We start from the raw sequence: 14,736 nt of genomic DNA, 5'->3' as shown, positions 1-14,736 counted from the left end.
TACTCTTCATTGATGGGTTTCAGTTCTATTTCCGTCAAGTTTTCCTGAGAAATGGCTTTTTTTGTATTCTTCAGGCTTATAACCTCCATTAAAGTTATTACTTACCAGATAATTATCCGCCAACTCAATAAAATCACTTTTTATTTTAATATAACTTTCATATTTTTCGCCATCTTTCCATACCAAATGTTCTTCATGATCGATGTGAATATTTTTATTCTCACAAGCTCTTTCTGGATCATGTTCAAGCACTCTATTTCTTCTTAACCTTTCTTCAGTTGATTGATCACTCAGTTTACCAACAAGTTGTATTTCCTGTGGAATCACAGTATCGCCTTTCCTACCGACAATCAATACAGGACATTTTGTATTCTCTATAATCTCTCGTGAATTAAATTCCAATCCGCAACGACTAAACCAAAAATTCAAGAATTTTGCAGGAAGCCGTCTCATGAAAAAACTCCCTACCCCATGAGGAAAGTTATTAGTTGCATCCTTAAGCGAGCTATAAGAATTACTATGAATTAGCGTTAAATAAATCCCTTGCTTTTCAAACCTTTTTAAAACTTCTGCTGCAATTCCTCCTCCAAGAGAGTTAATATCCAAAATTATATCGTTTGGATGCACACCTTTTACAAGTAACATGTTTACCATTGCCATTCCAGCTTGAACTAACTTTTCACCGTTTGTTAGAAATTCATATAGCGCTACAATTTTCTTTCTTTCCAAGAGAAACTCCACGATATCTTCTATATCTTTATTTTCTCCTAACTCTTGATCGTGAGCTTCTGCATCCACTTCCTTATCGTCACCTACAAGTTCTTTTTTGTAACGCTTTATCCACTCAGGGCTAACTTCATTTTCCAAAAAGCTTTTGATTCTATGTACAACGAACCTTTTCTTAACAAAGTCAAAAAGCATCCATAGGCAAAATACGATAAAACATATGGTAGCCAAAATTGATAGCACTACTGATGCAAAAGCTAACCCTGTAAGTACCTTTTTTGATTTTTGATTCTGGTATGCCAAGTATAACGATACAATAGAAGCAGTAGAAAATATAGCAGAACATAACCATAGTGATACTATTCTCCTATTGAATTTTCTTTCTTCATCATTCAATTCTTTTTTAAAGAATTCTGGATTAACAATTCTAGAAAAATAAGGATAGTCAAAATAATGCTTAACTAACTTACTTTCTTGCTCCTTAGGTGGATTTTTACTACGAGTATTAACCTTAATACACCCAAGTACTCCAAAAAAGTTTATTATATGTTTCGTATTTTCTTCTGGCTTGATATCACTATTGGTATGATAAATAACTTTCATTTTATCGTTAATGAATATTTAGTTATTTTAACATAAAGATCAAAAAAAAACAAGAGAATATAAATATGAATAACCAGTATGATGAAAAGCTTATAAGAAATTTCCTATGATTCCTTTTAAGCGAGTTTTGAATTTTTGAAATGTCATGACATTGTTGATACGGTTATCAAGAAACGATAAAGTATCCGCAAAATCTTCTGAATAATCATTGATAAAAAAAAGTATCGTACTTAAGTACACTCCAGCTAATATTGCTCTTTTTGTATAGTAGTTAAAATCTGTTGATTGGTCATGAATGCCATACCAAATCGCGCTAATAGTTCTGTATAAAAGTTTACTAGAAAAATATGTATTTTTTGGTGATACGGAGAATGATAAAACATTTTTTAAAAGTTCTCTATAATTCGGTAGCTTAGCGTAGTTTGAAAGGCGTATTTGAATAGCTAACTTTACCCGCTCTCGCACTTTCATATCTTCTAAATTGGAATTTCTTAGTTCAGCTTCCATTGAGCTATTTAAGTCCTCTGCTATGTGCTCCAAAGCGCTATATATTCCATTCTGAAATTTGCAAAAGCTATTAGCTAGATTAAGGTCTGTGCAAATTTTTAATAGGGTTTCATCGCTTATCCCTTCAAATGGAATAACCCTAATTAGCTTATCTATTATTAACTTTATTTCATCTTGTTCCACGCAACATTATACTAAACAGCATGTGTGATTGTACCTGAGATTTTCAAACATTCTACAAAATGCTTCACCACGTTCCTCGAAATTTTTCCATTGATCAAAAGAAGCACACGCGGGAGAAAGTAATATAGTTACTTCTTCTGCGCTATTTAAGGCCTCTTCAAAAGCCAATCTGAATGCATCTTCTAGATTGCAACATCTAACATAATCTACTTTATTCTCCATAGTGTTTGCAAAGGCTTCGGTTGATTCCCCAATAAGAAAAGCTTTTCTAATCCTCGTGAAATGCTTGCTTAATGATTCTATTCCACCTTTTTTGCTTCTTCCACCAACGATCCAATTTATGTTTTCATAAGATAAGATCGCCTTTTCGCTCGACTTTGCATTAGTTGCTTTGCTATCGTTCACGAAAAACACATTTCTTATTTTGCCAAGCAGTTCATTCCTATGCCTCAGTCCTGAAAAGGACTTGATTCCATTGATAATAGTGTTGCTATCTACTCCAAGTAGCTTACATACGGCATATGCGGCTGCTATGTTTTCTGCATTGGATATTAGGTTTATTTTCACGTCGCTTACTGATAAGCTATGATTCTCTAGTTTTAACGAGATCTTCTGGATCCGAGTAGCCAAGCACTGGGATGACAAAAGAAGTGGCTGGAATGACAAAGAGGATGACATCGAAGCTGAGATTGGAATTTTGTTTCCAGTGAATTTGTTGAATATGTCAGCAGTAATCTCATTGTCACATCCTATTACGGCAACCTCACTACCGTTTATCAGTTTTAATTTAGTTGCTATGTAATTCTCCATACTTCCATGCCTATCTATGTGGTCTGGTGTAATATTAAGCAGTGCTGAAATGTCCACGTTAATTTCATTCATCAACTCCAATTGAAAAGAGGAAAATTCAATTACATAAATTTCTGCATCTCTTTCTAGATCCAAAACAGGAACGCCTAAATTTCCACCAATAGCTACTTTTTTCCCTGCAGATTTTAATATGTGCCCTATTAGTGATGTAGTGGTTGATTTACCATTTGTTCCTGTGATGCCTATTACCTTCTGGTTCGTAGTTTTAGCTTCAAGAAATAGCTCAATGTCTGATTTTATTTTGCAATCAAATCTCCTTGCAAGTTTTACTATCCAATGTGGCTCTGTTGGCACTCCAGGGCTTAAAACCAATGCACTGATCTCATGCCAATTGTATTCCTTGGGATGAATAAAATTACATTTTTTATACATCATTTTTGCATTTGCTATTTGCTCTTCATGATCATCCCATGCATATATTCTTGCACCACTCTTTATCAGAGCGTTAATGGCGGATAAACCAGTTTTACCAAGACCAAAAACCGCGACGTTTTGATTTTTGTATTTGTTTAGTTGCACTGCTAGATAACTTATGCGAACCATTTTATAAAGATATCGTACAAACTACAACAGACTTCTTGCATAGGTCACAACTGTCATTCAGTAGAAACGAAAAAACCTACTTGACAAACTCCGCCAGCCCCCTTATTGTAGTATTAAGGGTATTTATGACTCAAAACTTGTTTTTGATCCGCGCGGGCTCAACAACAAAATTCAGTAAAAAAACTCAGGTATTTATTGGCGGATTACATAAAATTATAGCGGCTGCATGTCTTTTAAATTTTTTCTACATTCAGCCAAATCGCGCTTAAACTAAGCGTCAGCACATTATTACAGCGCCACTTACAGTAATATAGAGTCAAAACTCGCTACTCGGGGCTTCTTTTGCCTTTTTTTCGTTTGGTAAATTTCTTAATATTTAGATTAGTTGCAATTTAAGAGACCAGAAATGGTCAGTGCTTGGCACTGTCCTCCTTTGTCATCCCAGTGCCTAGACACTGGGATCCAGCTTCTATGCAACCTCATCAAAAACATTCATTTAGTATAAGATCAGCTACTTTCTATGCTAGTTTGCTTATTCACAAACAAACTTTTCTGGATCCCAGTGTCTGGGCACTGGGATGACAAGAAAGGGGGCACTGGGATGATAAGAAGAGGCTACTTGAATGACAAGAAAGGGGTACTTGAATGACAAGAAAGGGGTACTTGGATGACAAAAAATAGGCACTGGAATTGCAAAGAGTTTGCAAATATTAGTTATTACCTGTAGAATACAGAGAAATTAGTAAGGATTTTAATAGGAATAATATGCCATCTGTTACTTTTGTTTTACCTGATGGGAGTAAGAAAAGCTATGAAGCTGCAGAGGGAGAAACTCTGCTTAATTTAGCCCACAGAAGTGATCCAGATCTGCTTGAAGGTGCATGTGAAGGCTCTCTTGCTTGTTCTACATGCCACGTGATTGTTGATCCAGAATTTTATGATGCTGTAGAAACGCATAATCCCATATCTGATGAGGAAAACGATATGTTAGATCTAGCCTTCGGCTTAACAGAGACATCAAGACTTGGGTGCCAAATAAAAATCACAAAAGATATCGACGGTTTGTGTGTAACCATACCAAGGGGTACAAGAAATATATCATTGGATAAACAGGGGAATAATTAGCTATGCGTAAGATTTTTATCTATATTATCATCTCTTTACTTTTGTTTATTCCTGTAGCGTATAGTGGTTTTTGGTATTTTTCTGCATGTAAGGTAAAAAATCTTTTAGCTGAAGCAATACTATACATTAACGACGAAAAGTTTGATATTTCACATGATTTCAGTGGACTTCCTTCTAACCTAATTTTCCGTGTGACAAACCCAAAATTTTCCAATAAGCAATTAACCATCTCATCTGATGCTTTATTGATAAAAAATAGATTGTTTGATAAATCAGTATATATCTACATACCAAGCAATGAAGTCAACATTGTTGTTCATGGTGATGAGAAAAAGAATATAAAATGCCACACAAACGATAGCAGCCACTTTGTTGTTAGACTAAATGATTTACCATCTTCATTGCGATTCAACAAAAATAGTACCGTGATAGACTATATAGATACACTTCGTTACGCAGATTATGGATTAAAATGTGATGTTTCAGAAAATCAGCAAAGTGTTATAACTGAAGTGAATGATAAAAGCAATTACATTCAATTTCACCTCGATAAAGAACCAAGTGGAAATACTAAACTAGGATTTGATTTTTATACTTATCGGTATAAAAATACTGCAAGTCCTGAAAGTTACCTTAGTATCGACACTAAATTTGATTACGAATTTGTAAACCACATCTCAGCTTCCAGAGTTAATTTCAACATAGAGAAATTTTTAATTCAAAGTAATAATTTTTCTCTTGCTGCAGATGGTGGAATGCAAAATTATAATTTGGTTACGTCTTCATTTAAAGACAAAATCAACGTGGCTATATCAAATTATAAAGAATTAATCTCGTTTATGATTGGTGACTCAAAAACTTCAGATGCGTTTGAAAAATTAATGTCTTCCTTATCAGAAAAAACAACTGATGACAGCGTTCAATTTTCAATAAAGTACGATGATGATGTAGGGTCAAGCTTTATTGGAAAGTTATCCACCACTGATTTTATGAACCAACTCAGTAAAATAACCCAATTAACCAAGGATGAGAGCAGTAGTTAGTTTACTTTTCATATTGATATTTCACTCAGGCGTAAACGCTTTTACTCTGGATAATAAACTCAGAGATAAAAGCATGGAAAAACGAGCAACCAGTTTATTTGAAATAATAAGGTGTCCAATATGTTCTGGCGAATCATTGTCTGAATCTGGATCTCAGATTGCGTATGATATGCGAGAAGCAATTCGTAAAAAAATCAATGATGGATACACAGATGAAGAGATAATCTCAGAGTTAAAAAATTCTTACGGCAATTCAATTATAACTACCCCACCTAGCACTTACATTTTGTGGTTTATTCCACTCACAACTCTGCTTATTGGGTGTTTTTTAATACGAAAGTATATCAGTATGTCCAGTATATTTAAACCTTTTATGTAATGTAACCGTTCACACTTAATTCTTCAATCTCACTAATAGAAAGGCCAGTAAACTTGACAATAGTGTTGACATCAACATTATTAGCCAGCATTGCTTTTGCGACTTCAATTTTTCCTTTCTCTATACCTTTTTCTATACCTTTCTCTTCAGCAAGATCAAGTCTGTATTCAAGAATGGCTTCTTCTTTGCGTAGATCCATTATTCTTTCTTCGTAAGCTACTAAATCTTTTTCGTTCCAATGAAACTTATCTAACTCATCATATGCTAGCTTTATTATTGGTGCCTTTTCTGCAATTTTCTTTAGATCTTCATCTGTCGTTTCTTCAGCATATTGTTGTCTAAGTGAAGAAGGTCGCCCCTCTTCACTCGACTTCAAAACCGTACGTGAGACTTTGCGCCTCATACGGCTTCTCTCTAATTTGGTGCTTGTCATGCACACCTCCTGTGTAATTCATCGTGACAATGCCCATGTAACAAAGATAAATTTTTGATCATATTGTTTCGTCTATTCCGGTCTTTATGATGTATTTCTATTATATCATCACTTTCAAACCATAGTCTACAATTACCGCATTTACTTTGTTGTAACTTCAATAGTTTTATTACTCTTGATGGCTTATCTGGTATTTCTCTAAGACGATTACCCCAATAAACCCAATCACCATCATATGGAGATCTGGTTTTTTGCACTTTGATATGTCGTTTAATAACATGATCGCTGTGTATAATAAGATGTATCTTGTTACTTGTCATAAAACGCCAGTTATCGTTATTATACTTTTTAAAGTATTTTCTTTTTATCCAGCATTTCCCTTTGTTTGGGTGCCTAAAGACTGCCCACTTCCAGAGCTTTCTATGTATAGTATTATCCAATGAGCTAAAGATTTTACATGAAACTACTGAAGAGTAATATTGACTCCACCCTCTAATGATTGGATTGAGATTCCTTATTACTACTTCCTGTGGCGCCCCACGCATTTCTCTAAGTTTATGTTTAATAGCAAATATATGCTGCTTTATAGAATTACGACTTGGTTTTATTAATAATTTGTAACCTTTCTTACTTTCTTTTGTTGGATATTGTCTTATTGAAAATCCAAGAAAATCAAATCCTGGTTTTATTCCATTAATGATTTTTAATGTATGAGAAACTTTTGTCTTAGAAGGCTTTAATTCTAATCCAATGGTTTTTAACCATTCTTCAACTAGAACTTTTGCCCTAAGAATAATTTCTTCACTTTCATGTATGACGACAAAATCATCACAGTAGAAAATTACACTAATAGACTTTTGCGCATTTTTATGCGATATCCTACCATATTTTCTTTTCATGCATTGAAAGAGTTCGTTTGTTAATGCTTTTTTGATATGTTGCTCTAATCCGTGTAATGCAACACAAGCTAGCAACGGTGAGATCGTCCCTCCTTGAATTGTACCACGTTTTGTGGATTGAAACTTTCCATCTTCCATAACGCCTGCCCTTAACCATCCTCTTATGATTTTCTTTAACGTTGGTGTGGTATTGAGCTTTTCAAGCAGTTTATTATGGTTAATATTGTCAAAACATCCAGAAATATCAGCATCTAATACATATGCTGTTTTCTGTTTTAGCACATCAAATATGGCTTCAATTGCATCATGACATGATCTACCAGGTCTAAAACCATAAGTGTTTGGCTCAAGTTTTGCCTCCCATTCTGGTTCTAAAGCCATTTTTACAAGTGTTTGTTTTGCTCGACACGATATAGTAGGTATACCAAGCGGGCGATGCTCCGATGGCTTACCAGGTTTTGGGATCCAGACGCGTCTTGATGGCTTTGCTTTTTCTTTTATATCTAAAGAATATGATAGTTGTAATCTTTCTTTTTGATTAAGATTAGCCTTTCCATCAATACCTGCAGTCTTCTTCCCCCTATTGTCCTGTGTTACTTTCCTAACAGCGAGTGTTTTTGCACTTGTTGATTTGAGTAATAATCTCTGAAGATTATGCATCTTTCTGATATCATTACATTTAGAAGCTTGGTAAATTCGTTTTTGTAGCTTAAATGAAGATTTCTTCAGCTTTCGCCAAGGAATTCCATTCCATTCATACCTAGCTTTTTGCTGGTCCATAACATATTCACTACTATTCACCACTTTACCTTCCAAATTAAAGTGTTTACGTCTGCGTATCCCAGATATTACTTTGGGCATTAGCTTCTTAAACAATCCTTCCACATAGCAGCTTGTGGTTGGCTACCTACTTATATTTTTATGAATATAAGAGCTTTTATGTGGTTACTCCGTTCCATGGCTTCGTTTCACGTTAAACTTAGATTCCTACTATTTGCCGGAAGCTGGGAACATCAATAACTAAAGTCTTCAATCTTTAGTTCCCCTTTTGCTTCGTACCATTTTGGTCTATGCGTAGTTCAACCTCTTTTCGCATACTATGCTTTGACGACAATTCAAACATAGGTTCCTCTCGTAATCATATCTAACTCTGTTTGCAGGGATTCACCATGAGGTTTAGTGTTACCTGCTTTTATCTCATGCTTGCATCCCAAAGGTTGCCACCCTTTAAAATGTGAGATATACATTATCCCCGATGTCTAGGGAAAGTGGAATTTAACCACCACAAAACCACGACTTTCAGGGTCGCACTAAAGAAAAATAGCCAACGATCTACTATGCTTTCTAGCTGTTCTACTTTGCTTTTTGTAAATTTAGGTAACTCAATAAAGACAAATTGAAAATCTTTTAAGTAATGGCCGTTGGTTTTTATATCACGTATATTATGAGTAGAGATATAACCAACTTCTTCAGGAAGTAAGTTACAATTGGAAATAGCAATAAAGAAGACTTTCTTTAAATCAATGTAGTTGCCAGATTTATCTAATTGTCTTGAGTAAGCCTTAGCAGCATATAGTTGAGCGCGTTTCTCAAAACCTTTATCACGAGCCAGTTGCATCTCAATCACAAACCTATTACCAATAGAATCCTTGCAGAGAACATCAACAATACTTTGTTTATCAGAGGCAATTTCGGGATCCATGATAGTACTTAAGAATTCTACTTCTTGTATTGCACTTGCCTCAGCAAATCCTAAAATATCGTTCAAAAAGTGAATAAGGATATTCTTATTTTTTTCCGTTCCAAAGATTTTTTTGAAACACAAATCATTGCGAGGATCGAGAAATTTTGAAAGAGCCATAATGCTTGGAAAATATTAATAATTATACACTATTATTAACAATTATTCAACTATATTTTTGAAGATAGCTAGTTTCTGTATTTACTTTAAATTGAAGAAAGCTCAAATGAAAGATCGTGTTTTTCACAGAATGCAGTCTGGTTACTATATAATTTTTTGATTTTCACTTTTTTTTTAACCTTGCAATGATATTTTCTTTGCCGATAAAAATTAATAATTTAGCGAGCTCTGGTCCTGTTTCTGTTCCTGTTAAAGCTGAACGCAACTGCATAAATAAGTCTTTTGCCTTTATATCCACTGTCTGTCGAATAGCTTTTACCCACTCTGATAATGTATTTTCGTTACAATCGCCTTGAGGCAATGCATTGAACGCAATTTTTATAAGCTCCTTATCAAGAATCACAGGCTCTATATCAGATTTGCATATTTTCCACCACTTGGCCACCTCAGAAAACCTTTCTATATTGTTCCTTATAAAATACCAAAACTCTGAGGAGTCCACTCCAATTTGATTTAAACGGTCTTGCACCATTTCAAATGGCATTTGTTGCAGAACTTTGCTATTTAGCTTGTATACTTCACTCAAGCTGAATTGTGCAGATGCTGAGCTAAATTTTTTAATATCAAATGAGTCAATTAAAGACTGTATGTCAACATGAGCTTCTATCGGATCAGATGTTCCAAGTTTTGCTAAATAGCTAGTTAGCGCCATTGGTTCAGTCTCATCTTCTCTTATGGACTTGATATCCAGCCCGCCTTTCCGTTTCGATATCTTGCTATCATCAAAATGTAGTAGAGAAAGGTGAGCAAATATAGGAATTTTCGCTTTTAATGCTTTAATCATTTGGATCTGAACTGCGGTATTAGTTACATGATCTTCCCCACGTACAACATGGGTTACATTAAAGTCAACGTCATCAATAACAGAAGGTAGCATGTATGTATAAATTCCATCTTCTCTTTTTACCACAGGATCGCTGATGTGACTTGTTGCAATATTTATTTCACCTTTAACTTCATCATTCCATTTAACAACTTCATTTCTATCCAATTTAAACCTGAAATGTGGTCTTCGTCCTTCTTGCTCATAATGGATTTTCTCTTGCTCAGTTAGAAGCAATGCACTTCTGTCATAAACAGGAGGAAGTCCTTGTTTTAATTGCAACTTTCGTTTAATTTCTAACTCTTCTCTTGTTTCATAGCATGCATAAATATGCCCTTCTTTTATTAACTGCAAGAACACCTCGTTATAGCGCTCAAAGCGCTCTGATTGCTTAAAACTTGCATCCCAATCGATACCAATCCATTTTAGGTCTTCTATGATATTATTTATATATTTGACATCTGAACGCTGAAGGTCAGTATCATCAAAACGGAGTAGAAATTTTCCATTTTGATTACGTGTGTACATCCAACAAACCAAAGCAGTTCGTACGTTTCCTACGTGGAGATAGCCAGTTGGGCTTGGAGCGAATCTTGTTAGCATTTAAATAGCAATATTGTAAAATAATAACTTATTTACTCTAATTTATTTTAATTTTATATAAATATACGGCTAAAGCAAGTGAGATCTGCTAATACAATTGAGCAAGAGAAGAATAAGTATGGCTATAGCATTGTGGCACCTTTGATATTTGATGGATTAAGACCATATGATAAATTCAAGAAAATTCACAACTTGACGACAAAGGCTAATGTAGCATCATATTGATATCATGACTAACTTAGAAAAGATGAGAGAAAAACTGCAAGATCAAATAAATTATCATAATGTTTTGTATCACCAAAAAAATAAGCCAGAAATAAGTGATGCTGAATATGATGAACTGAAGAAAAAGTTAGCTGAAATAGAGGCACAATTTCCAGAAATTTATGCAACACAAGATAGTGTTGGTGCTCCACCTGATGAGAGGTTTTCTAAGGTGGAACATCAAGAACCTATGCTTTCTCTTGAGAATGCTTATGACGAACAAGATGTAGAGAAATTTTTGTCTAAAATAAAGAGGTTTTTAATTGAGGATAAAATAGAGATATTATGTGAGCCAAAAATTGATGGGTTGTCGTTTTCTGCAATTTATGAGGATGGGAGATTTGTTAAAGCTGCAACTCGAGGTGACGGTTTTTTAGGGGAAGATGTCACTCACAATGTTGCAACAATAAAAGGCTTTCCTAAGTTTTTGCAAGGTGTGCAAGGAAGACTAGAAGTAAGAGGTGAAATATACATCAGTAACAGCGACTTTTTAAAGTTAAATGAAAACGATGAATTTGCCAATCCTCGAAATGCAGCTGCTGGTTCTCTAAAGCAATTGGATGCAAACATTACAGCAAGTAGACCACTTAGATATTTTGCTTATTCTTTGATTGGTGGAGCAGAGAAAAGTCAAAGTGAAATACTAAATAAGCTTGAGGCACTTGGTTTTTGCGTAAATGAGCATCAGTCCTTAACGAGTAGTTTGGATGGAATGCTGAAGTTCTATAACGAGGTCTATAATTGTCGCTATAACTTGGATTATGATATTGATGGAATAGTCTATAAAGTAAATGATTTGGTACTACAAAATCGTCTAGGGAATACTCACAAAGCACCGCGCTCAGCACTTGCATACAAGTTTTCTGCGGTTTATGCAAAAACAAAGTTAAATAAGATATTTATACAGGTGGGCAGAACAGGGGTTTTAACTCCAGTTGCAGATTTAGTGCCAGTCAATATTGGTGGGGTGCTAGTTAGTAGAGCAAGTCTGCATAACCAAGATGAGATAAAACGTAAAGACATAAGAGAGGGAGATATTGTAACAATCAAAAGGGCAGGAGATGTAATTCCCCAGATCATTGAAGTGAACAGAGATTCTCGTCTTCCAAATACACCTGAATTTGTGTTTCCTGGAGTATGCCCTGAATGTGGTAGTAAAGTACGTCAGGTTGAGGGAGAGGCGGCAGTAAGATGTCCTGAGGAATTTGCCTGTAAAGCTCAAATAATAGAAAAACTAAAGCATTTTGTATCGAAAGATGCATTTGACATTGTTGGCCTTGGTGATAAGCAGATAGAGTTTTTTTACGACCTTGATCTGATAAAACAAATCCATGATATTTTTACTTTAGAAGAAAAATTGGATGAATTTAATCTGGAAGGACAGTCTGGCTGGGGCGAGAAATCTATAGCTAATTTGTTAAATTCTATACAAAGCAGAAGGGTAATAACTCTAGATAGGTTTATATTTTCTTTAGGTATTAGATTTATTGGCCAAGTTGCAGCAGAATTGCTTGCAGATTATTATGTTTCTTATGATAATTGGTATAATTCGATGATTGAACTGTCATCAGATAATACTGAGCTAGTCGGTATAGACGGCATAGGAAAAAAAGGGGCTGAATCTTTGGAATCATTTTTTTCTAAGGAACATAACATCAAAATGTTAAATGATCTTACTGCTTGTCTTCAAATTCTTCCTGTGAGCTCCAACTCTAGTGACTCTGTTTTAAATAATAAAATTATAGTGTTTACTGGTAAGCTACTTGCTATGAGTAGAGGAGAGGCAAAAGTAAGAGCCAAAACTCTAGGAGCAAAGGTCAGCTCACATCTTTCTGCTAAAACTGACTACCTAATTGCAGGAGAAAAACCAGGATCCAAATATAAAAAGGCAGTGGAATTAGGTGTAGAAATTTTAGATGAAGACCAGTGGCATAAAGTGATAAGTTCGGGAGTGTTCAAATGACACTTGGATTGTATATTAAATCAAAGTTGCAAGACTATAATGAGCAAGCTGTTAATTGGATTGATTGGATTACCACAAAAAAACTCCTTTCTTTCTCTCCATTTTTTCTGGGTAAGGTCATGGTGCTGGTACAGGTCCTATAGCTGACCCAAGCAACACGTCATACCGCGATTCATTCACGGTATCTCGGCATAGATTCCACTAACTAGTAGCGGAATGACGAATTTGTCGTTTTTCAAATCGTCGGTAAACCTAAGTCACTTTAGCTATAGATCTGACATGTCTTATAGCTTAAGATATTAAAATTGTATAGACTAAAGTGCGCTCAAAGTCAATTAAAAAGCCCTGAAAGAATGGTATAAAATATATTGACTATAATGTGTTAGTATGTTAGCCTTAATTAAATGTTAATAAAGAGATAGAAATTATGAGTGGATTTCAAGATACAGAAAAACTTAAGCGATTATTTAAATCATATCCAATAGGGACGATAGCAATAGCGGGAATAGTCTGTGGAATAGTGGGGGGGGGTAATAGCAGGTTTAGGAGCTATTGATGGAATTGTTACAAATTACGCTATAAGCTCTATTTCTGGCTTATCACCTCTTATTGCAGGTGGAATGGTTGGTGCTGGGTTGCTATTATCATCGTTATGTGCAATATTTTTTATAGCAAAACTCTCAACTTCGGGCTTTAAGGATTCTTCAAAAGAAATAGCACAAGCAATTGCGTATACTGGTGTTAGATTCGGGATAGGAGCAGGATTGGTTGCTCTTGGCTTTACATCACCAGCAGCTATAGGTGCTTTAGCTGCTGTGGTAGGTTCTATTGCTTATATTCCTTTTAAATTGTTAATCGATAAAGCAATGCCTGATACCTCTATGGAAATTGACGGTATTGATGCAGGATACCAGTATCCTGAAATGTTTGACAATCATCTCACCCGAAGATAATCTCATTAGCTTGCCTTAATATCTCAACAGAAGGCAAGTCTTCTGTGCTGAGTGGTAGGCGGACAGTTTGATGTTCTATAAGACCAATATCATGCAAAAGTGCTTTAGTGGGTATTGGGTTGCTGGCAATAAATAGAGCTTTGCAAGCTTGTTGCCAGATATCTGTTGAACTTTTCATGTCATTTCCTGTCATTTGAGGAGTTGTTTTTTTTCTAGTTACGTGCTGGAATGACAGTAGGCATTGCTTAACATATTCATGTGCTACATGTGGCCAAACATTGGAAGCAACGGAAACCAGACCAGCCGCACCATAAGCGGCCATATCGGATATCATATTATCATCTCCGCAAAAGACCTCAATATTTGGAGCAACTTTCTTATACTGAGCTAAAGTATCAACGGTGCCACTTGAATCTTTGATAGCCCAAAATTTTTCGTGGCTGGATAAGTTGCGTACAGTTTCAGCGTGAAGACTCACTCCTGCTCTCGATGGAATATTGTAAAACATAGCCGGCACATGTGCTTTCTCAAGCAGCTTTTCAAACCATAAAGTCTGCCCCATAATTCCGGGCTTTGCATAAATGGGAGTTGTCATTAGATAGCCATGAATAGGCATACCCTTGCAAAAATCAAGCCATTCAAGAGTTTGATATAGATTCACTCCTGGTACACCAATTATAATTTTCGTATTTAATTTTAGCTTACATACAAATTCAACTAATGTACGCTTTTCAGAATCAGTAAGCGATAGGCCTTCACCTGTGCTACCCAGTAACACTACGCCATTTTCAGCTTCAGCTTGTATTGTAAGTAAACGCTGCAAACTGCGGTAATCTATGTCATCCCCATTACAATTAAAAGGAGTAACACAAGCAGTCCATAAAAATGTAAATTTCAA

General features: G+C 35.2%; 11 protein-coding genes and 2 pseudogenes. 5 read left to right on the top strand and 8 right to left on the bottom strand.

What is annotated here, in order from left to right; genetic code table 11:
* Positions 1–6: 6 nt before the first annotated feature.
* The 3 genes from AAGD99_RS05695 to murD form a co-directional block, all read right to left on the bottom strand.
* Positions 7–1,329: a hypothetical protein gene (locus AAGD99_RS05695; protein WP_341822846.1), complete on the bottom strand. Its 1,323-nt coding sequence runs from the start codon at positions 1,327–1,329 to the stop codon at positions 7–9.
* A gap of 90 nt (positions 1,330–1,419) precedes the next feature.
* Positions 1,420–2,019, bottom strand: coding sequence for a COQ9 family protein (locus AAGD99_RS05690; protein ID WP_264329272.1), 600 nt, complete (start codon positions 2,017–2,019; stop codon positions 1,420–1,422).
* Positions 2,020–2,025: 6 nt separating this feature from the next.
* A complete protein-coding gene (gene murD, locus AAGD99_RS05685) occupies positions 2,026–3,432 on the bottom strand; it encodes a UDP-N-acetylmuramoyl-L-alanine--D-glutamate ligase (protein ID WP_341822845.1) in 1,407 nt (468 codons plus the stop codon).
* A gap of 765 nt (positions 3,433–4,197) precedes the next feature.
* On the opposite strand from murD, the gene AAGD99_RS05680 reads away from it, so the two are divergent.
* Genes AAGD99_RS05680 through AAGD99_RS05670 form a run of 3 tightly spaced genes read left to right on the top strand, consistent with a single transcriptional unit; the run spans position 4,198 to position 5,979 of the window.
* A complete protein-coding gene (locus AAGD99_RS05680; protein ID WP_064125547.1) occupies positions 4,198–4,557 on the top strand; it encodes a ferredoxin family 2Fe-2S iron-sulfur cluster binding protein in 360 nt (119 codons plus the stop codon).
* Between the two features lie 2 nt (positions 4,558–4,559).
* Positions 4,560–5,600, top strand: coding sequence for a hypothetical protein (locus AAGD99_RS05675; RefSeq protein ID WP_341822844.1), 1,041 nt, complete (start codon positions 4,560–4,562; stop codon positions 5,598–5,600).
* Positions 5,584–5,979 (top strand): cytochrome c-type biogenesis protein CcmH, encoded by a 396-nt coding sequence (locus tag AAGD99_RS05670; protein ID WP_264735675.1) that lies wholly within the window; start codon positions 5,584–5,586, stop codon positions 5,977–5,979. Before AAGD99_RS05675 ends, AAGD99_RS05670 begins: the two co-directional genes overlap by 17 nt.
* Here the strand turns inward: AAGD99_RS05670 and AAGD99_RS05665 are convergent.
* The 4 genes and pseudogenes from AAGD99_RS05665 to gltX all read right to left on the bottom strand — a co-directional run.
* Positions 5,972–6,313 (bottom strand): annotated as a pseudogene (locus tag AAGD99_RS05665) (Rpn family recombination-promoting nuclease/putative transposase); the annotation flags it as partial. The gene AAGD99_RS05670 and the pseudogene AAGD99_RS05665 sit on opposite strands and share 8 nt — an antisense overlap.
* 95 nt (positions 6,314–6,408) lie before the next feature.
* Positions 6,409–8,196, bottom strand: coding sequence for a group II intron reverse transcriptase/maturase (ltrA, locus tag AAGD99_RS05660; RefSeq protein WP_341822236.1), 1,788 nt, complete (start codon positions 8,194–8,196; stop codon positions 6,409–6,411).
* Between the two features lie 427 nt (positions 8,197–8,623).
* Positions 8,624–9,172: pseudogene (locus AAGD99_RS05655) on the bottom strand (Rpn family recombination-promoting nuclease/putative transposase); the annotation flags it as partial.
* Positions 9,173–9,335: 163 nt separating this feature from the next.
* Positions 9,336–10,658, bottom strand: coding sequence for a glutamate--tRNA ligase (gene gltX / locus AAGD99_RS05650; protein WP_341822843.1), 1,323 nt, complete (start codon positions 10,656–10,658; stop codon positions 9,336–9,338).
* 229 nt (positions 10,659–10,887) lie between these two features.
* Here gltX and ligA point away from each other — a divergent pair, with 229 nt between their 5' ends.
* Together ligA and AAGD99_RS05640 are read left to right on the top strand one after the other, a co-directional pair.
* Positions 10,888–12,885: an NAD-dependent DNA ligase LigA gene (gene ligA, locus AAGD99_RS05645; RefSeq protein WP_341822842.1), complete on the top strand. Its 1,998-nt coding sequence runs from the start codon at positions 10,888–10,890 to the stop codon at positions 12,883–12,885.
* Positions 12,886–13,505: 620 nt separating this feature from the next.
* Entirely contained in the window at positions 13,506–13,838 is a 333-nt protein-coding gene (locus AAGD99_RS05640; RefSeq protein ID WP_341822841.1) for a hypothetical protein, read from the top strand.
* Here the strand turns inward: AAGD99_RS05640 and dapA are convergent.
* Positions 13,825–14,736: a 4-hydroxy-tetrahydrodipicolinate synthase gene (dapA, locus tag AAGD99_RS05635; RefSeq protein WP_341822840.1), complete on the bottom strand. Its 912-nt coding sequence runs from the start codon at positions 14,734–14,736 to the stop codon at positions 13,825–13,827. The genes AAGD99_RS05640 and dapA overlap by 14 nt on opposite strands.

The sequence above is a fragment of the Wolbachia endosymbiont (group A) of Clivina fossor genome (assembly GCF_964026865.1).
GTDB lineage: Bacteria > Pseudomonadota > Alphaproteobacteria > Rickettsiales > Anaplasmataceae > Wolbachia.
The sequence above is the reverse complement of the archived record's forward strand: the minus strand, read 5'-3'. Positions and strand labels throughout refer to the sequence as shown.

Coding starts and splice junctions, on each gene's coding strand:
- murD (WP_341822845.1), bottom strand. CDS start 3,432: ATGGTTCGCATAAGTTATCTAGCAGTGCAACTAAACAAATACAAAAAT.
- gltX (WP_341822843.1), bottom strand. CDS start 10,658: ATGCTAACAAGATTCGCTCCAAGCCCAACTGGCTATCTCCACGTAGGA.
- AAGD99_RS05675 (WP_341822844.1), top strand. CDS start 4,560: ATGCGTAAGATTTTTATCTATATTATCATCTCTTTACTTTTGTTTATT.
- AAGD99_RS05640 (WP_341822841.1), top strand. CDS start 13,506: ATGGTTGGTGCTGGGTTGCTATTATCATCGTTATGTGCAATATTTTTT.
- ligA (WP_341822842.1), top strand. CDS start 10,888: ATGACTAACTTAGAAAAGATGAGAGAAAAACTGCAAGATCAAATAAAT.
- AAGD99_RS05680 (WP_064125547.1), top strand. CDS start 4,198: ATGCCATCTGTTACTTTTGTTTTACCTGATGGGAGTAAGAAAAGCTAT.
- AAGD99_RS05670 (WP_264735675.1), top strand. CDS start 5,584: ATGAGAGCAGTAGTTAGTTTACTTTTCATATTGATATTTCACTCAGGC.
- AAGD99_RS05695 (WP_341822846.1), bottom strand. CDS start 1,329: ATGAAAGTTATTTATCATACCAATAGTGATATCAAGCCAGAAGAAAAT.